At 35.5% G+C, this 19,201-nt stretch carries 20 protein-coding genes; 5 read left to right on the top strand and 15 right to left on the bottom strand.

Features of this window, described 5'->3' with window-relative positions; genetic code table 11:
- Positions 1-23: 23 nt before the first annotated feature.
- The 6 genes from EKM63_RS06350 to EKM63_RS06325 form a co-directional block, all read right to left on the bottom strand.
- Positions 24-1,241, bottom strand: coding sequence for a tyrosine-type recombinase/integrase (locus tag EKM63_RS06350; protein WP_225418267.1), 1,218 nt, complete (start codon positions 1,239-1,241; stop codon positions 24-26).
- Positions 1,231-1,437 (bottom strand): DUF3173 family protein, encoded by a 207-nt coding sequence (locus EKM63_RS06345; RefSeq protein ID WP_125704852.1) that lies wholly within the window; start codon positions 1,435-1,437, stop codon positions 1,231-1,233. The genes EKM63_RS06350 and EKM63_RS06345 overlap by 11 nt, the downstream gene beginning before the upstream one ends.
- Positions 1,421-2,614 carry a Rep family protein gene (locus EKM63_RS06340; RefSeq protein ID WP_164504918.1) on the bottom strand — a complete coding sequence of 398 codons (1,194 nt, stop codon included), beginning with the start codon at positions 2,612-2,614 and terminating at the stop codon, positions 1,421-1,423. Before EKM63_RS06340 ends, EKM63_RS06345 begins: the two co-directional genes overlap by 17 nt.
- Before the next feature lie 261 nt (positions 2,615-2,875).
- Positions 2,876-3,511, bottom strand: coding sequence for a hypothetical protein (locus tag EKM63_RS06335; RefSeq protein WP_125704848.1), 636 nt, complete (start codon positions 3,509-3,511; stop codon positions 2,876-2,878).
- Position 3,512: 1 nt separating this feature from the next.
- Positions 3,513-3,866, bottom strand: a complete 354-nt coding sequence (locus tag EKM63_RS06330) for a hypothetical protein (RefSeq protein WP_125704846.1) — start codon at positions 3,864-3,866, stop codon at positions 3,513-3,515.
- A 184-nt stretch (positions 3,867-4,050) separates the two neighbouring features.
- A complete protein-coding gene (locus EKM63_RS06325) occupies positions 4,051-4,782 on the bottom strand; it encodes a hypothetical protein (protein ID WP_125704844.1) in 732 nt (243 codons plus the stop codon).
- A gap of 177 nt (positions 4,783-4,959) precedes the next feature.
- On the opposite strand from EKM63_RS06325, the gene EKM63_RS06320 reads away from it, so the two are divergent.
- On the top strand, positions 4,960-5,286 hold the full coding sequence (locus tag EKM63_RS06320) for a helix-turn-helix domain-containing protein (protein WP_153494194.1): 327 nt from the start codon (positions 4,960-4,962) through the stop codon (positions 5,284-5,286).
- Positions 5,287-5,445: 159 nt separating this feature from the next.
- Here the strand turns inward: EKM63_RS06320 and guaA are convergent, their stop codons facing one another.
- Positions 5,446-6,996 (bottom strand): glutamine-hydrolyzing GMP synthase, encoded by a 1,551-nt coding sequence (gene guaA, locus EKM63_RS06315; protein WP_125704841.1) that lies wholly within the window; start codon positions 6,994-6,996, stop codon positions 5,446-5,448.
- A gap of 79 nt (positions 6,997-7,075) precedes the next feature.
- Complete coding sequence (coaA, locus tag EKM63_RS06310) at positions 7,076-8,002, bottom strand: type I pantothenate kinase (protein WP_125704839.1); 927 nt, start codon at positions 8,000-8,002, stop codon at positions 7,076-7,078.
- Positions 8,003-8,101: 99 nt separating this feature from the next.
- Here coaA and EKM63_RS06305 point away from each other — a divergent pair, with 99 nt between their 5' ends.
- Genes EKM63_RS06305 through EKM63_RS06295 form a run of 3 tightly spaced genes read left to right on the top strand, consistent with a single transcriptional unit; the run spans position 8,102 to position 9,661 of the window.
- Positions 8,102-8,683: an SGNH/GDSL hydrolase family protein gene (locus tag EKM63_RS06305; RefSeq protein ID WP_125704837.1), complete on the top strand. Its 582-nt coding sequence runs from the start codon at positions 8,102-8,104 to the stop codon at positions 8,681-8,683.
- A gap of 11 nt (positions 8,684-8,694) precedes the next feature.
- The gene (locus EKM63_RS06300; protein WP_125704835.1) at positions 8,695-9,330 is read left to right on the top strand and encodes a GPP34 family phosphoprotein; all 636 of its coding nucleotides are present in this window, start codon (positions 8,695-8,697) and stop codon (positions 9,328-9,330) included.
- A 22-nt stretch (positions 9,331-9,352) separates the two neighbouring features.
- Complete coding sequence (locus tag EKM63_RS06295; RefSeq protein ID WP_125704833.1) at positions 9,353-9,661, top strand: bacteriocin immunity protein; 309 nt, start codon at positions 9,353-9,355, stop codon at positions 9,659-9,661.
- Between the two features lie 62 nt (positions 9,662-9,723).
- Here EKM63_RS06295 and EKM63_RS06290 read toward each other — a convergent pair whose 3' ends face one another.
- From EKM63_RS06290 to EKM63_RS06265, 6 genes are all read right to left on the bottom strand, one after another.
- On the bottom strand, positions 9,724-10,611 hold the full coding sequence (locus tag EKM63_RS06290) for an IS3 family transposase (protein ID WP_263852857.1): 888 nt from the start codon (positions 10,609-10,611) through the stop codon (positions 9,724-9,726).
- Positions 10,612-10,619: 8 nt separating this feature from the next.
- Positions 10,620-11,153 (bottom strand): helix-turn-helix domain-containing protein, encoded by a 534-nt coding sequence (locus tag EKM63_RS06285; protein ID WP_125704829.1) that lies wholly within the window; start codon positions 11,151-11,153, stop codon positions 10,620-10,622.
- 76 nt (positions 11,154-11,229) lie between these two features.
- Positions 11,230-12,108 (bottom strand): mechanosensitive ion channel family protein, encoded by an 879-nt coding sequence (locus EKM63_RS06280; RefSeq protein ID WP_125704828.1) that lies wholly within the window; start codon positions 12,106-12,108, stop codon positions 11,230-11,232.
- Positions 12,109-12,143: 35 nt separating this feature from the next.
- Positions 12,144-13,121: a UDP-glucose 4-epimerase GalE gene (galE, locus tag EKM63_RS06275; RefSeq protein ID WP_164504917.1), complete on the bottom strand. Its 978-nt coding sequence runs from the start codon at positions 13,119-13,121 to the stop codon at positions 12,144-12,146.
- A 356-nt stretch (positions 13,122-13,477) separates the two neighbouring features.
- Positions 13,478-13,957 (bottom strand): hypothetical protein, encoded by a 480-nt coding sequence (locus EKM63_RS06270; protein WP_125704824.1) that lies wholly within the window; start codon positions 13,955-13,957, stop codon positions 13,478-13,480.
- Between the two features lie 165 nt (positions 13,958-14,122).
- Positions 14,123-15,124, bottom strand: a complete 1,002-nt coding sequence (locus EKM63_RS06265) for a tRNA dihydrouridine synthase (protein ID WP_125704822.1) — start codon at positions 15,122-15,124, stop codon at positions 14,123-14,125.
- Positions 15,125-15,241: 117 nt separating this feature from the next.
- On the opposite strand from EKM63_RS06265, the gene EKM63_RS06260 reads away from it, so the two are divergent.
- Entirely contained in the window at positions 15,242-16,687 is a 1,446-nt protein-coding gene (locus tag EKM63_RS06260) for a hypothetical protein (RefSeq protein WP_125704820.1), read from the top strand.
- Between the two features lie 35 nt (positions 16,688-16,722).
- Here EKM63_RS06260 and helD read toward each other — a convergent pair whose 3' ends face one another.
- Positions 16,723-19,032 (bottom strand): RNA polymerase recycling motor HelD, encoded by a 2,310-nt coding sequence (helD, locus tag EKM63_RS06255; protein ID WP_125704818.1) that lies wholly within the window; start codon positions 19,030-19,032, stop codon positions 16,723-16,725.
- Positions 19,033-19,201 lie beyond the last annotated feature (169 nt).

Here is a 19,201-nt window from a genome sequence, read left to right as displayed (position 1 = left end):
AGCAGTTTGAAACAAACAATTATTTACTTTGGCAGAATTTTGGCAGACAAATTCATTGACTGGTTTCCATTGAATTTAATCTTTTTTGTACTTGAGAATTGAATATTAATGTTCCCAGTTAATTGTTTTGCTATATTTTCGTCATTAACACCCCAAAGGTGAGCATAATACTTCAATGTAATTTCTGGACTAGAATGGCCTAATCTTTTTGATACAACAAGTACATCAGCATTAAATTCGTTTATTAAATAACTCACGTGAGAATGTCGCAATCCCTTTGCTTGGATTAGTGGAACACCTGCTAGTTTTGCATATCTCTGAATTATTCTTAATACAGTTGATCGATAAATTGGTCTATCTGTAACACTGAAAATGAATTGATTTAATCCATGAGCTTGCTGCCTTTTTTTCCAATTTGACAGGATCCGTAAGGTATCTCCGTCTAATGAAATTTTGCGAATACCACTAGCAGTCTTAGTATACGGTATTATATCAAAATCACCTTTTGATTTTCTTCGCAAGGAATGACTGATATCCATTTTTTTGTTTGAAAAATCAATATCACTCCATCTCAACGCCAGTCCTTCACTAACCCTAATACCGGTCATATAATACGTCCACAAAATTACGAAACACATGTTTTCAAAATAATCATCGATGTAAATATTGGTTATAACATTTTCAAACTGTTTCTTTGTCCAATATTTAACATGTGCTTTGCTTTTTGAAATAGCTTCAGTTTTCATTGACTCATTCTTTGTAAGATATCCAAGTTTGACCGCATAATTAAGTGATTTTCTGAATGCTCCGTATACAAGTGCAGCGTAATCACGAGAATAACCAGCGTCCTCCAACAACCAAAGTCGAAAACTTTCTGCATCACGGACTGAAATCTGCGTCAACTCAAACAATTTAAATCTGTTCAAAATAATTTTAAATGCATTACTTTTCATCAAGTAGGTACTGTTCTCGACGTTAATTTTATAGGCCGGCAAGTACTTTTTTTTAACGAATTCTGTGTATGATATCTTATTTGTATATTTTGGACTGTTAAGTTGAAAGTCTCTTTGAACTCGAATAAGCTCTAGATTTGCTTCTTTTGCTGAATGAAAATAATTACCTGCCTGATCCTTACGACTCTTAATCTGTAATTTCTTTCCATTTTCATTCATACCTAGATATACTTGGTAAAAGAATTTGCCATTTGAATCTTTGTACACACCTCTATATTTAGTTTTCAATTGATTCATCTCCTTGAAGAGATAAACCTGTAATATGTTCTACCGCAATTTTGGGAACACACCCCAAACGACTATTATTGTAAAACGTAAATCCTTGAGAAACCATATATTTTTTAGATAATCTAATAATCATAATCGCTTGATGTTCCCTAAAGCCTATATTAATCAGATAACTCTTATCAATTAACTGTCTCATCATTTCCCTCCAGAATAGCTTTCAACTTCAATTGAGGATTTTCATAATGACTGACATAAAATTTATTAGTTACTTGAGATAATATGATAGGATCATCAAAATCATTCGAATACTTATCAATTTCATAAATATATTTTTTATCGAAATATAATACATTTGAGATTCTTCTAATCAGTTGTTCAAATTGATCGATGCTAATTTCAGAAACACTCTTTTCAAAAAATTGCCTTGGATTATACGGAGATGTAATCAGGAAATCATCTGGAATTAAATGACGATTCTTATACCTAGCAATTGTCATTGAATCTGTTGAAAATGGATCAATAATTCTTAGCAAGTCTTCAAATTTTAATGTGCCTGGCCGAAGTTCATCTAGAACAATATTTGATTGTCCGAAATATCCTTGAAAGGGATCATTTGAACCACCCGTTACAAATGTAGTCTCCCTGCTAGCAAAGGTTCTAGCAAACCTAGTTTTTCCAGTACCAGATGTTCCATAAATCCATATAACCGGAATTCCTTTACGTGTAGATTTATCATGTTCCTCCACCCATTCTGAATACTTAACTTCAAGAGTAGCAAGTGCAGTTGTATCAATTTTATCAGCATTACGTGCAAGGACATGTCCGCCAAGTGAAAGCATTTTCTCTCTTGCAATCTTGGTGTTAATAACACCTGCTCCCAATAAATCAAGAATACGATTAATTTCATCAGTTTCATTTGTAGTTTCGGATTCTATTCTTTTACTAGTAAGAATGTATTTCTCAATAAATTTTTTATAATCAAAATTTGAAACCACTTCGTTTACGTCATATTGATATTTGTTGACAGCGCCTTTTGTAGCATGTACCAAGTAAGCAAACCCATTCTCGGTTCCATTCTTCGTATTTGAACGCTTGGTCATATCTTGAATGGTATTCATCCTATCGCTTAATTTTTTTGAAACTGCAGCGATATGTCGTCCGTTCTCAAACGACATCATCAAATGCAAGTGTTCAGTAATGGGTTTCCCAATTTTATTGGTATCACGATTGTGAACAATATAAGCCCATTTCTCACAGTTTAAATTATTTAACCTTCTATCAATATCTTTTAAATCAAATGGCAATTTTGACATTTGTTGTACGTACATCATCGATCTTGTTCTTTTTCCAGTGCTATTCAATGTTTTCTCCATTTCTGACTCATAGCACATTTTCCTATGATAATATATACCCCATATATCACAGTTTTTCACGCTTTTTGACACATTTCATTGCGAGTTTGAACAAGCCCAAACTCGAATGTAATTAGTGAAAATCAAAGATTTGGCACTAGCTCACTTGGGACAATGAACTTTGAAAAAATAAACAACATCTTGAACTGGGTTCGCAATGTTGTTTATTTTGTTGCAGTTCTTGTCTTCGTGATCGTTCACTAATTACAAGCGTTTCATTTTTCATTCGACAATATCGTCACCGTATAATCGATACAATTCCCAAGCAGTTAAGACAGGATTATATCCAATGCCAACTGAGTTATTAAATGATTCATTTACGTACTTAAATGAATTACTGGATTTAAAGTTCTCAAATATCAAGTGTCGAATTTCATCAACAACGATTGGAGGAACCCGAAAATCGACATTCTTTGACAGGTATCCTTTATAGGATTTCAATTCTTTAAGAAATGGTGATGTTGCAAAACTGATATCAGAAGTTACCCTTTTCAAAACATCCTGTTGGGCATTAATCATTACAGGTTGAACTGATTGCGACCAGTTCTTGATTAATTTGTCATATTTCTCATTTTGTTGCCGTGAAATAATCTCAAAATTTGCCTTTTCTACTTCAAAATTCTTCACCTTTTTATCAAAATGTTTTTGCTCAACTTGTAAATTCTTGGCTTTACTATCAACGTCCTTTTGTTTTTGATTCAGGACAGTTTCCTGTTGATCCAGATTATTAATTCTAACAAACGTTTTTTTATTTACTTTCCGAAAAAAACTATCAAAAAGTATTCCAAGAATCGGAATAAGTATTACCGTTAAAATCATTATTAAATATATTTTAAAAGCGACATTAATAATATCCATACTAATCCTTCTTTTCGATAATTGAGTTGACGTTTTTAATTGATCCAGTCAAAGATACTTCAACATTGGCAAAGTTGCTATTACGCTGAGTTTTCGCGTATACTCTTGAATTTTCAATTTTTACCAGTACTTTTGAACCAACTTTAGCTTTTGTAGTAGATGGGCATTTAATCTTTATTTCTTCGCCTGATATGTCTCCTTCAATGATTACACCACTCACATTGATACCAGTCGTTTTCTCTGTTCTTTGTCCGTCTTGATATTCAAACGCATCTCTAGTTTGGGTTACAATCATCGGAGATGTTTCAATTAAATTTTTAGCTTTTTGATTTATTTCTAAATAATTCTTTAGCATATACTTCACCTCAAATATTTTTCTGACTTCGATCGAAGCTGATATCAAACTAGCATTGAATATCGTTGTCATCAACATGCATTAAGTCAAAAAATAAAAATGTTCCGTTATAAGGAATTAAAAAAAATTATTAAGATTTTCTTAAGCAATAAAAAAAGCACCAGGAATTATCCCAGTGTTGTTATTAATCCCAATTTGAACTAACTTTAATCCCTTTTGTTTTCGGGTTATCAAAATGGAATGTTTTTTCTTTATTTTTATCATACTTAAAAAGTAATTGGCTTGAATATGTTGCGAATCCACCATATTTATTGTTAGGGCTCTTAATATTACTTACCGCTGTTTTGAATATGTACTGGCTTGGGAATTTATTTGAAGCTGTATCCACCCAAGGTTCATTAACAGTAAAAGATTCAGAATCCAAAGTATTGGTATTACCACCTTTGTGTGCATATATAGTAACTTTTTGAGCGATAGGTTCTGTATAATGTTTACCTTCATACCTCTGAATATATCTTTTTCGCTTAGTGTACATTTTTTCGGTTTTTATCTCTAATGCTTTTTCACTGTTAAAACGTTTCTTAGATTCAGTTTTTGCATAATTAATGAGTTCTTCATTCGACTTATTATCCAAATCTTTCAGTTCTGGTCTGTTTGACCCAAAGCCGTAGAATTTGACTGTCCCTTTTTGAAAAACCATAATCCCATTAACTTCTTGAGTTGGATCAATCGAGGAAGAACTCGAATTATAATTAGCTTTGTATGTGTCAATCATCGCAGTTGGTTGTTTGCTATTCACAATATCTGAAAACGAAATATCTTTTTTGCCGCTTAGTCCTCCAATACCACATCCTGAAGTAATAAATATAAATATTGCAATAGTTATGATAATTCCCCAAATCTTATGTTTTTTCATCTGACTATTCCCCCCATGAATCAAAATAGTGTCATAAAATACCTTATTTTATGATTACAAATAAAATAATACCATAAATATGTCTTTCCAACCCTTTTTCAATAATAAAGAGTATTTTCAGCTGTTTTGTCTCTGCCTTCTTTAGTACAAACTGCTATGTAAAGGGTGGTAACAATTTTGGAAAACTCAAATTTCGGGAATATTCTGCGCGGAAGAAGACAAAATCTGAATTTAACAATCGAACAACTCGCTGAGAAAGCAAATGTTTCTGTTTCTCTTGTTTCAAGAGTTGAACGCAATGTGATATCTTCACTCAGCTTAGAAAAACTATCCTCAATAGCAACTGCTCTGGGATTATCATTGTCTGACATTTTCTCCAATACATCTTTCGACTCATCTACAACCCAATTATTCAACTATATTATTTCTCTGAACGATAATGATCGTCATAAGATTAGTGATTCCATCTTAACTCTGATTAATGCTAAAAATTTGGATAAATAAAAAGCTGTGGCTAAATTTAGTCACAGCTTTTGTTTTGAATATGTCTCATATTGGCAGAACTTTGGCAGAAAACCAAGTAATTTCAAATCATTTTAAAACAACTTATGTTTTCAGAAACCCTTTATTACAGGCATATTTCTTTCAAATAATTTATAATACTTATTCCCACTCAATAGTTGCTGGTGGCTTACTTGTAATGTCATACACTATGCGATTAACATGATCGACTTCGTTTACGATTCTTACGGATATCTTTTGCAATACATCCCAAGGTATCTTAGCAAAGTCTGCGGTCATTCCATCGATAGAAGTTACGGCACGGATTCCGACTGTATAGTCATATGTACGGCCATCACCCATTACTCCGACTGAACGAATTCCTGGTAACACTGTAAAGTATTGCCATACTTCTTCTTCTAGGCCGGCTTTTTTAATTTCGTCACGTAGGATCCAATCGCTATCTCTAACGATTTCCAACTTATCTTGTGTGACTTCTCCGATTACACGAATTCCAAGTCCTGGACCTGGGAATGGTTGTCTCCAAACTAGGTCATGTGGAATGCCTAATTTTTCGCCTAATTCTCGTGTTTCATCCTTGAACAATGTACGTAGTGGCTCGATCAACTTGAAATGCATGTCTTCGGGCAATCCACCTACATTATGATGTGATTTGATTGTTTGTGCGGTACTTGTACCACTTTCGATAACGTCTGTATAAAGTGTTCCTTGTGCCAAAAAGTCGATTCCATCTAACTTGGATGCTTCATCATTGAACACTTGGATAAATTCATTACCGATGATTTTACGTTTCTTTTCTGGATCTGTAACGCCTTCCAGTTTATCTAAGAAACGTTTTTGTGCGTCGACTTTAATAATGTTAAGTCCAAATTTACCTTTCAAACTTTCCATTACTTGGTCGGCCTCGTTCTTACGTAACAAGCCGTGGTCAACGAAAATACTTGTTAGTTGTGTACCGATTGCTTTATGCAACAAAACGCCAACGACTGAAGAATCAACACCACCTGAAAGTCCTAATAGAACTTTCTTGTCGCCGACTTCTTCACGAATTTTTTCAATTTGTTGGTCGATGAAATCATCCATTGACCAGTTTGCTTCTGCACCACAAACGTCGAAAGCAAATTTCTTCAAAATATCTAATCCGAATTCTGTGTTACGGACTTCAGCATGGAACTGAATTCCGTACATTTTCTTTTCGTCATTAGCGATTGATGAAATTGGTGCATTCTTACTTGTAGCAACAACTTTGAAGCCTTCTGGTGCTTCACGAACAAGGTCACCGTGACTCATCCAAACAAATTGTTCTTTAGGTAGACCATTGAACAGAACGGCTGAGTCATCGGTAACTTCGATATCAGCTTTTCCATATTCACGGTTGTCGGCAGATTCAACTTTTCCACCGAGATTGTATGACATAAGTTGCATCCCATAACAAATACCTAAGATAGGTATGCCTAACTTGTAGATCTCTTGATCGATGGTAAAGGCATCCTTGTCATAAACGGAGTTTGGTCCACCTGACAAAATAATACCTTTAGGATTGATCTCTTTAATTTCTGCTGCAGTTATAGTATTAGGCATCAATTCAGAGTAAATTCCGAAATCTCTAATACGACGTGTAATCAATTGATTATACTGGCTACCATAATCGATAACGACTATGCCGTCAGCTTTTGGCCACTGTTTGCTCAAATCACGATCTCCCTTTTTATTTATTTTATATATTGTATATGAAAATATCGGCGCTGTACAACCTTAAACGACTGACTTTCTAATATTTACGTAAAAGTACTTTATCAATTTGGTGTTCAGTCGACTTGTGCAAAATTAAATTTGCTCGAGTTCTGGTTGGCTCGATGTAATCTTTCAGGTTAGGATAGTTAATTTCATCCCAGACGTCTCTAGCCATCTTGTTAGCTTTCTCAACTGGCCACTGGGTAAATTGGTGGTAGTAACTGTTCTCGTCGTCCTTGGCCATTTCTAGTAGCTTGTCGAAGCGATCCAAGAACCACTTCTCAATATCTTCAACTTCAGCATCGATATAAATGCTGAAATCGAAAAAATCACTCATATAAATATTGGAATCCTTCTGGAGTTGTAATACATTGATACCTTCAACGATAAGAATATCGGGATTATCAACTTCTTCATATTTATCAGGAATAATATCATAAATATTGTGAGAATAAAGTGGATAGCGGACGACTCCTGATTCAGTTTTCACATCTGTCAAAAACTTGAGAAGTTTCTCCATATCGTATGACTCTGGAAAACCCTTCTTGTCCATGATGCCTTTTTCTTTCAACACTTCACTAGGATAAAGGAAACCATCGGTCGTCATTTGTCCCACCACATATTGTGGATAGGCACGCTCCAACATTATCTTGAGAAGACGCGCAGTCGTACTTTTTCCGACCGCAACGGATCCGGAGACACCAATAATAAAGGGTACCTTCTGATTCTTCTTACCCATAAATTCATTCTTTAATTTGACCAATTTACGATAATTCTTCAAATAGACATGAAGCAAATGGCGAATAGGGCCATAAATTACTTTAACGTCATCGGTCGATATTTCATCGTCGAGCGATTTTATCTTACGCAGTTCTGCATCGGTTATTGCCTGATTATGATTCTCCCCGTGAAAGTTCTGCCACTCTGCTCGCGAAAATTGATAATAATTTGACAAATCTTGCATATTTTTAACCTACTTATTGATGATTGTTAATTAACTTTTCCCTTTTTTCTGGTATTCTTAATATAGTATAGAACATTTTTATAGAGGAACTTATATTAAATGAAAAGAATAGTATTATTTGGTGATTCTATCATGGCTGGATATCATGATGGAATGATTAGCGGTGAGCTAACAAACCGCATTAAAAAGGCATTTCCTGACGATAAGATTATAAATATTTCTGTTCCAGGATATAAAACAACTAATGCTGTTTCTGTTTTGAATCACTGTGTAAAACTCAAGCCAGACGTTTGTGTCATTGGATTTGGAGCTAACGATATTTCCACTGCCGATGAGATGAAACCTGGAAAATTTGCATCAAACCTATCCAACATTATAGAAGAAATCGGTTATAACAAATCGGTTTTGGTCTCACCACCATACACAAATTGGCGCGTCAATCCTGACCGTCCATGGACTCGACAATTGCAATTTGAATTAGTCACTGAGCACCTAAGCAAGCAACTCCAAGTTCCTTATGTCGATCTTTTGCACAAAATGACCGAAGATCCAAAAGTTGATTCACTAATTCGTCCAGATGGTGTACATTTTACCAAACGTGGTTACGATTTATTGGAGCAAGAAATAGTTCCTAAAATCCAGGAAACGCTAGTAAAACAAAATGCATTAGTTTCCAATTAAAAGGAGCACTTATGGAATTAAATATCCCTCAAAAATATTTCATATTATCATGTAACGAAAAAGGTAGTGTTCGCATCTTCAAAAACACCCGCCGCCGTGCATTCTTAGCTGAAAGTTCGTTTTTCGACTTAGCTTTGAACGACATCATCGACCTAACTGATAATAGTGTTATCATAAATAAACTTTTGCCAGATGACAAAACTTATTTGAATGAATTCTTCCAAATCATCAACAAGAATCAAGGTAAAAGTGTCACTCACGTTTTGCGTGCCATGGCTACCAAGGAACGAATCACTAAACAAATTTACAACGAAATTGGCGATTCTTTAGTCGATAAAGTTGACGTAACTAAAGCTGTAACTGGCGTTATCACAAAGACAAACAACTACATCCCTGATTATCAAGTCAAAAAGGATCTCGTTAAAGATGTTAGAAATGAAATCCTCAACGCTCCAAAAATTTCACCTGAGACTTTTGCGTTGTTAGCAACTTTATATGGGAACCACGATTTAAAAATCTTCTTTACTCCATTTGAACAACGTCAGTTGAAGACAAAAATCAAAGAAGCATCTGTTGATCCAACTTATGATAAGCTGATCAGTTTATCAAAACGATTGAACATGGTAGTTTTGACGGTACTAGGATAATTCGTCATTAGAAGATGATACGATGAAAAAATCACGAGATACTCGTGTTAAGGAAATGCTTGATGAAATCAGTACGGCTTACTCAGATGAAGATGTTAAGCAACGACAAGACTTGCGTGATATGTTGTTGAAGAGTGCCGCTGATTTAGAAAAAAATCAAGATGTGGAGTTAGAATCGACCAAGTTATGTAAGAAAATAGCTTTGGTGTACTTGGCTAACAAGGAGAATTTTCCTAAAGCATTGGTACTGCTACACAATCAATTGAAAAATGATGCGACTAAGTATGATTCCGTTGTGGCTGCTGCTTTCTTGTTACCAATTTGGTTTTAATTAAAATAAAGACCCTCCAGAAAATTAAAGTGCAAGACAAAAGTTAGACAAAGTTAAATTGTTTATGCTGCTAAAGCATGTTCTCGGTAATTTACCGGGGACATGCTTTTTGTTTCTCTTGAGATTCTTACATTGTTATACCAGTTCACGTATTCCTGAGAGATCTTTTCCAGTTCATCTATATTTTTGCATGGTGGAAATCCTACTAAACATTCGGTCTTGTATATGTGGAAGAAGCTCTCTATTGGTGCGTTATCTAGACAATTTCCTTTTCTAGACATACTTTGAACTAGATTGTTTTCTATCAGTGTTTCAGTGTAATAACTTAGTTGATAGTGCCATCCTTGGTCAGAATGAATGATTGGTTTTGCCCAATCAGGTAGTTTTTTGAGGAGTTCACTTAATGTGTTTTTTATCAGTTCTTTGTTAGGACTATCGTTTATTTGAAATGCCAAGATTTTTTTACTAGCTTCGTCTGTGATTGCTGAAATATAAGCCCAGTTATTACTGGCTAATTTAACTTGTGTAACGTCTGTATGAAGCACCATGTAAGGTTCTGTTTCTTCAAATAATTGATTCAATGCATTGATACAAACTTTCCCAACTTTACCTCTAAATGAGGAGTAATGATGATTGATGTGCTTGTTATACATCGATACTTGAATGCCCATCTCTGACATTAATTTTCTTATGGTATCTCCACATAGATGTATTCCTCGTTTATCTAATGCATCGCCAATCCTACGGTAACCATATGTTAATCTGCCACGGAAGGTACCTTCTTTAGCTATCTCCAATATTGCCTTTTTCTGTTGGACATACTTATCCTTATGATTCTTCATTCGTTTCCTCTCATCATGATAAGTTGCCTTATTTAAATCAATGACACGAAGTATGTCACCAATCTTATATCTTTCGACTTTTGGAAGTTCAGCTTGGTCAGCCCTGATCTGATCGACTATTTCTGTTTTTTGACGCCCTTTGAAGGTCCGAACAGGGTCATTGATTTTTTTAGAATATCTCGCTCCAACTTTGTGTCATAAAGTTCCTGATTCTTCTGAGCTAGTTCTTCTCGCAAACGATCGACTTCATTTTTGTTCGCTAATTTGCTTACTTGCTTCTTACTTTTCTTCTTCAAAGATTTCCTGCCTTTTTGATGAGGCTGCAGAGATTCAATACCATCACGTTGGAATGATATTCGCCAAGCACTTACCTGGGACGCTAAGATGTCATATTTGGCGGCCACCTCTGTAGTAGACTCATCGTGAGTTTGATAGTAGTCTATCACACTCAACTTGAACTCTGCTGTGAAGTTACGTTTACCTTTACGTCTGACAAGGGAATCTGTTCCAGATAACTCGTACCTTTTTATCCAGCGACCAATTTCTCTGGCAGGCAAGTTATATTTTTCGGCTAAATCGTTGTAATTACGGTTTCCCTGTAGATAATTATTTATTACCTCAGCTTTGAGGATAGGATCATATTTAGTCATAAAAAAATACCCTACAATCGTTAGAATTTTTGTCTAACAATTGTAGGGCACTTTAAATTCTGGAAGGTCTTTTGTTTTATCTAGGTAATGTGATTCCGGCTTCTTTTAAAGCCAACAAATATTTTTTCAATAGAATATCATCCAACGTAAACTGCTCGCCATGTTTAGTGAATGCAATAATCTGCAAAGCCATTGATCCATCATCATAGGTTGTAAATCCTAATATCTTAGGTTTCTGCGTGATTTTCAATTTTTTCAAATCTAAATCTGCAGTAACTTCTGAGATAATTTTTTCTATCTCATCAAATGGAGAGTCAGTCGCCACCGGTATTTCTACCAAGGCTCTCATATCATTACGAGACTTATTGCTGACGACGGTGATATTTCTATTAGGAATAAAATTCAACGTTCCATCAGCTGATTTCAACTGTGTCGTTCTAATTCCGACATAAGTGACTGTGCCCTCAATACCATCAACATTGATATAATCACCGACAGAAATCTGTTGTTCCAACAGGATGAAAAATCCATTGACCATATCGGAAACGAATCCTTGTGCACCAAGTCCGATCGCCAAACTGAATATTCCAGCTCCGGCAATCAGTGTTCCAACTGGAACTCCAAGTGCAGACAGAATTGCGTAGATCCAGAAAAATAGTAAGACATATCTAAATATGTTCAAGACGATGGTATAAATAGTATCCATCTTATTTTGTGGAACCGGATTTCTGCGTATTTGTAGATTATTTTTGAATAATCTCCGAATCACTTTTTTACCGATCAAATTTATCAGCAATAAAACTACTGTCAGGAACAATAATTGTGCAACAGTTGAGAGAATCTTTTCACCTAGACTCTCCCAATTTACTTTCAAGAATATATTTCTAAAAAATGTGTTGATGTTTAAAGCAGAATTCAAATTAGTTAACGTTCCCTTCGTGAATACTTCTGACATACTATTTTATCGGAAAACACTAATTTTTCAAAATTTTAAATTTGGATTTTGGATCCGTCTAGTTGTAGTTCTGGTGACCATTTCAATATGCGTTGAGCCTTTGATATATCAGCATAATTAACTGCGATATCTCCAGGACGGTTTGGTTGAAATTCAAACGGGATTTTCTTTTGAAACTTTTCTTCAAACATACTCTTCAATTCTAAAATACTGACTCCATTACCACATCCCAGATTGAACGTATCGTAGTGATTTTCAGAGTTAAGTACAGCATTTAAGGCTGACACGTGGCCATTGGCAAGATCTGTGATATGTATAAAATCACGCACAGCGGTGCCATCGATAGTGTCGTAATCTTTTCCAAAAATATTCAAGTGGTCAAGATTTCCGTTCAAGACCTCTTTGAGCGCATCATACAAGTTATTAATATTTCCATTACTAAAGTCATCTAGCAGACCGGATTTATCTTTTCCAATTGGATTGAAGTAACGCAAAGAAATAGCGCTCCATCCTGAATTTGCGGAAACAGTATCACGAATTATATTTTCGCATTGTAATTTTGAACGTCCATAGGGACTAACGGGATTTGTGGGTGCTTCTTCAGTGACGGGTAATTCCTTAGGATTTCCGTACACACTGGCTGAAGAACTGAACACAATTTTTTTAACATCGGCATGTCTCATTGCAATCAAAAGATTGATGATACCGGCAACGTTATTTTTATAGTATTTCAAAGGTTCATTGACTGATTCACTGACTGTTTTGAAACCAGCAGCATGGACTACAGCATCGATTTTCCAATCATTCAAAATGTCTGTCATGTCTTCAATGTCAGCAATATCGCAATTTGCATAAGAAACTTCATGCTCGGTAAGCTTTTCAAGTTCTGTGATTCTAGACTCTGCCGATTCTGAAAAATTATCGACTATTATCGGATTGAAGCCATTTTTAAACAACGCCAAATAAATATTGGAACCGATGTATCCTGCCCCACCTGTGATCAAAATATTCAATCTTAGAACCCCCTGCAATAACGAAATACTTCTTACATTATTGGAATTTGATTCCAAAATTATAGCATTAAATTAACACGTAAAATTATTGAATATTTTGATTTTTTTATATAAATATTTGTAATGATGCCGTCCTCCGGCAAGTTGGGCTGGGGCGTGGTCGCTGTGAACTCGATTCCAAGCCTTTCGCAGTTCTCGAAAGTCTTGGAACTCGGTTTTGTCCTAACCTTGCCCTTTGGCAAGCTAAGGACAATGCCACGGCTCGGCCCCAGCCCAATTTGCCTACGGACTAGATAATAAATAATCCTTTAGTCTTACATCAAATTTATAAATCAAACTTTCAAAAACTATTCGATCTAATATACTTTCAATTCAAATTTTTGTTCAATCATTTTGACAAGCTCATCAGCTGAACTACAATATCCCACATCTGCACATACTGCATCGTCTATTACCTCCAATAAGACACTATGAATTTCAGTAAGGTCACCAATATATAATAAAACTGGCGATTGATAATCAACATGAATTGATGATTCCTCTCCAAACAAATCCAGTAAAGCTGATTGGATATTTAGTGCATCATTAAGATCAAATGTAATTTTATTGCTCCCGTTATAATTGATCTCTGATATTACAAAATCAATTGTGTCATAATCGCCGTCTTTATCCAGAGGGACCCAAAGATTGCTATCAAGGTTATTGATACTTGAATAATTTACTTTTTTGCTCCTTTGAGGGAACAATTTATTTTTCAATTTTTTTATATAATATATTATTGCTATATCAATGGTAAATACAATTATGATTACTATCCAATTACCAATTGTTAACATAATTAACTCTCCCAAGTAACATTACAAATATCTGAAATAAATTATATGCTCTCGTGTGTCCCCTTGCAAAATCCTGCTGAATTAATACTTAGTTAGTTCCTAAAAAAAATGGAAGCAGCAATAATTTGCGGCTTCCATTTTCATTACTATATAATTTTAAAACTCTTACTCATACCCGCCAGCTTCAATCTTAGATATAACTGCTCGAGCATCATCGGTAGTCTTTGTTGACATCAAATCATTACGGATCTCAGCGGCATGTTTCATCCCTCTGACATAAACTTTAAAGAATCTCTGCAATGGTGCAAAATGACCAGGGATTCCTTTAGCAACGAACTCATCATACAGATCGAGTTGATACCTCAACAATCCTAGCAACTCTTCACTTGAATGTTCTTGAGGTACTTTTTCAAAAGCAAATGGATTTGTAAAAATTCCGCGTCCAATCATTATTCCATCAACTCCTGGATGGGCTTTTGCCAATTCAATTCCTGCTTGATAGTCTGCTATATCCCCGTTGATTTGTAACAAGGTCTCTGGAGAAATTTCATCACGCATCTTGACGATGTCATCGATCAACTCGTAGTGAGCTGGAACTTTACTCATTTCTTCTCGAGTACGCATGTGTACAGTCAAAACTGGTGCGTGTTGCTTCAACAAGAATGGAATCCATTCTTTATATTCCGAAACTTCACTGTATCCAATTCTGGTTTTCAAGGTCACTGGTAAATCTGTCTTTCTAGCTCCGTCGATTACTTCTTGTGCCGTGTCAAAATGGCGTATCAAATCGCTTCCACTATGGTTCTTTATAACGGCGATATCCGGACATCCCATGTTTAAATCGATTGCTTCATAGCCATCTTTTTTGACCTCAACGACTGCCTTTTCGAAATCCTCCTTATTGTTTCCCCATAATTGAATGATAGGTTTGGGATTTTCAGCTGGGTCGATATACAATCTGCCTTTGGTAGTTTTCTTGGCAATTGGATGCGTTATGCTCAGTGCATTCGTGAATTCAGTGTAAAACAAGTCTGGCGCAGCGGCTTTGGCGACTACTCTTCGAAAAACTGATCCAGTTACAGCCTCCATTGGTGCCAAACTGAAAAATGGACGTCCTTCTGACTTGGCTTTCTCAATAACACTATTCCAGTATTCTGAATTGGTCACTTTTTCATCTCCTAATTTTCCTAAATTGAATCAATATTATTATTTTTATATTGTATAATTACCCGCAAATGTATATGTCATATTTGAATTGATTCAATTTTATATTTGGGGAAAGTTATGAAAGTTACAAAATCTTCTATATTTACAACATTCACATTTTTATGTGTATTTATTTATTTTGCCATTTTTAGATTATTTTTAATACCAGTTGGCGACGATTACTTCTGGTATGGCGATAAAGGAATGTATTTGTTACATCATGCATTCTACTCCGCTAATTCAATCTACGGCGGAAGTTCCAACGGTCGGTATTTAGCTAACAGTTTGGAAATGCTAATGATGCATAGTAGACCCATTGCTATGCTTCTTTTTGCGTTCTTTTGGACACTAGCAATTTGGGCAATTTGGCAATTGTTACGTCGAGAAAAATCTATCATACCATTAATAATTGCAATTTCCATGGCATTTACTTTGCCCAAAGGCTTCAAGCAAAATATTCTGCTCTGGAACAATGCCTTTATCGTTTACGTTCCGCCAATAGCAATAATTCTGACCTACCTCGTCATCTGTAAAAAGCTCGGCACCGATCACAACTCAAAAGTATTGGCAGTAGTCGCATTTATTCTCGGATTAAGTGGCGGATTATTTCTTGAAACAACGACCATTCTTCAAATCGCTGTGGGCATAATCATTATTTTGAATTCACACAAACATCCCCGAGCTTACCAAATCAGCTATCTAACAGGTGCAGTATTGTCGGCCCTGATCATGTTCACCAACCTATCATACTTCACCAGCAATACCTCCAACTATCGCCGTACTAGCTTCGCATTAACCGATATTTGGAAAATGCTTTCGTCATTCACACATTATTGGCTGCTTTCTTTTAACTTACTAGTCATTTTCTCAATTTGTCTCGCTATTATTCTATTATCTATCCGCAGAAAATTAAATAGTTATGCCAAATGGATTGAAATAATTATGAGTCTACTATTTATGATCTACTTTGCATTTTCAAAAATATACCTAAGCTTTTTTAAACCAAAAAAGCAGTTTCTATTCAGCGGTGGCCTAGATACTTTCAATCAGTTAGATACGATTGCCAGTTTATCATTTATTTTATTTTTGGGATTCTCGATTTTTGTACAATTTAAGAACAATAAACTGATGTATCTTTACTATCTATTAGCAGGAATTTCATTTGCTCCAGTTCTAGTCGTTATGACGCCAATCTCATGTCGCCCAGAATTTATCCCTTATGTATTTCTATACTTGATTGCTGGAAACTTTGTTCTCTCAACCTTTGAAATTTATAACTTTAAATTTTTCATTCCAATAATTATTCTGCTAATTATCGGAGTCGCTGGAAATTATCAAGTTAAGATGTACCAAAACTATTTTGCCAATCTTGAACGAGTCAAACAGTCTGACTTCTTGGATGGAGCCGGACCACTCAAAACTCACGTCCCACATCGGGATTACGTTTTCTACAATGATGATCTACTGCAACAAGATGGCACCTATTGGCGAAACTATTTAGACCGACACGACAATGAAAACTAAAAAAGTCAGCCCTCATTTTGAGAGCTGACTTTTGCTTATTCCACAGTATAATATTTTTCAGGAATGCGTTGTAGCAGCTGTGATAACTCACCAATAGCAGTGATTGTCAGCTTGTGCATCGCTCTTGAAGTAATTGTATAGATCAACTGTTGTTCATCTTCATCAAATTTATCTTTCGACGCATCCCAAACGATAACAGCATCGAATTCCAAACCTTTAGCCAAGTATGAAGGAAGCACAATCGTACCAGCAGCTAAACGTTGATTTTCAGATTTGATCAATGTTGCAGGAACTTCTTGTTGTTGCAAGTCCTTTTGCAGAGCGACAGCTTCTTCCAAAGTCTTGGTGATGATAGCAGTCGTGAAATTCTGTTCATCATTTTTTTGAAGTTGATCAACTACACGTGCAACTGAACCCTTGATACTGTCAGACATTATCACGTTTGGTAAGTCACCATCACGATTAAATGGCTCGATTTTTTGGCCATTAGTCAAAATAGACTTCGTATAGTTAGTGATCTGCTTCGTCGAACGATACGAGTGCGTCAGTTGAACAACCTTAGTCTCATCCGCATTGAATAAACTTTGCACTTCAGAAAGCAGTGTTTGGCTATTCTTCTTCGTGAAGATGGACTGATTCAAGTCACCCAACATCGTATAGCGTGCTCTTGGAAACTTGAATTTCAAATAAGCTAGCTGGAATGGTGTGTAATCTTGAATTTCGTCAATAAAGACAAACTTCATATCCAACTCACCATGTTTACCAGTAATTAAATCATATAGATATAAATATGGAGTGATATTATTCATCGAAATACGCTTATTATTCATATCCTCAATAAATTCATTAACATACTTATCCCATTGTTCGTTTGTAATGTCATATTTCGACAAATCAGCGACTTTTGAAACTGCTTGAAGGAAATGTAAGTAGTTAGCTGAAACGTTGATAAAACGCAAATGGTTGATTTGATTGTAAACTTTTTGCATAGTCTTAGTTACGATTTTTCTAGCTAAGAATTTACGCTCATTGTCACCACTCTTGAATTCTTGATCAGCCGTGTTGTAAAGAGCTTGTAGTTCTTCTTGACTCAAGTTTTCGATACGTTCTTGGACCCATTTCGAACGCATTTCTGCACCAATTTTACGATGTAGCATTTTGATCAAACGTTCAACAGTTGCATCCAAGCGATTGCCAAGATTGTATTGTTGACCAAAGCTGTAGTAAATTTCACTGATCTTTTCTTTAGAAATAAAGGTCTTGCCTTGGAATTTCAAATCACGGAAACTTATCCCGCTCTGATTCAATAGCTCACTATAATTCGTCAAAATCTTGAAGAATTCATTGTCAGCAACAAATTTCGAAACTTGTTTTTGATTAGAATTTTCGTCATGCTCGAATTTCTCAGCTAATGTTTCGACACTCAAGTTAGGCAAACGACGTGCTACATATTGAATAAACGTCATTTGGACCATATTTTGTTCACCCATTTCGGGCAGAACGTCCTTGATATAGTCGTTGAAAAGCATATTTGGTGAGAACATTACAACTTGGCTAGAAGTAAGGTTTCCACGATAACGATATAGTAAATAGGCGATACGTTGCAGGATTGCGGAAGTCTTACCAGATCCAGCAGCCCCTTGAACGAAGAGCAATTTCGAGTCAGTATTTCGAATGATCTTGTTTTGCTCTTTTTGGATAGTTTTGACGATACCCTTCATATGAGTTGAGGATTTTTCGTCCAAAACTTCAAGCAACATTTGGTCACCAATTGTCTCTTGAGTATCAAAGAAAGAAGTTATTTTACCGTTTTCGATCAAGAATTGGCGTTTCAAGAATAAGTCGACTTCTTGGTCGCCATCTGGTGATTGATAGTGGACCTCTCCCAAATTTCCATCATAGTAAATTGATGAAATTGGAGCACGCCAGTCGTAGATCAAGAAATGATCATTTTGGTCAGTTAGTGAACTCATACCAATATAAATCGTTTCTCGTTTTGGCTCACCTTTTTCTTGGAAATCAAGCCGAGCAAAGTATGGAGTCTTTTCCAAACGTTTCAAAATATCTAGTCGTTGACGATTCTGTTGCCAGCTATTATTACGTTCATCCAACATTTGTTGTTGTTGATGGATCGACAAGGCAGCATCGAAGGAAATAGCATCCCCGTCCATCCCTACATGAATATCATCGAAAGCGTTATTGATGACTTCCAAATCACGTTCAGCAATTTCAAGATGGCTCTTAAGCCTGTCTTCAGTTGTTTTTACAAGTTCAATTACATCGTCAAGATGTGATTGTTCAATTTTCTTTTCATCTAAATGTTCTAGTTCTGATTTATTAGTCATAGTAACCTCTTAAATTTCAGTCATATAATATTACCATTATTAAGATATTTATTCAAAAATTTCATACCGCTTTCAAGTCAGACAGAGCCCATGATGTAGGCAATTGTGACGGTCAGCCATATAAAAAGCATTCTGAATAATAATCAATAAAGCAGTACCCATTTAAAAA

Source organism: Companilactobacillus mishanensis, from assembly GCF_003946505.1.
In the GTDB taxonomy this organism is placed as follows: domain Bacteria; phylum Bacillota; class Bacilli; order Lactobacillales; family Lactobacillaceae; genus Companilactobacillus; species Companilactobacillus mishanensis.
The sequence above is the reverse complement of the archived record's forward strand: the minus strand, read 5'-3'. Positions and strand labels throughout refer to the sequence as shown.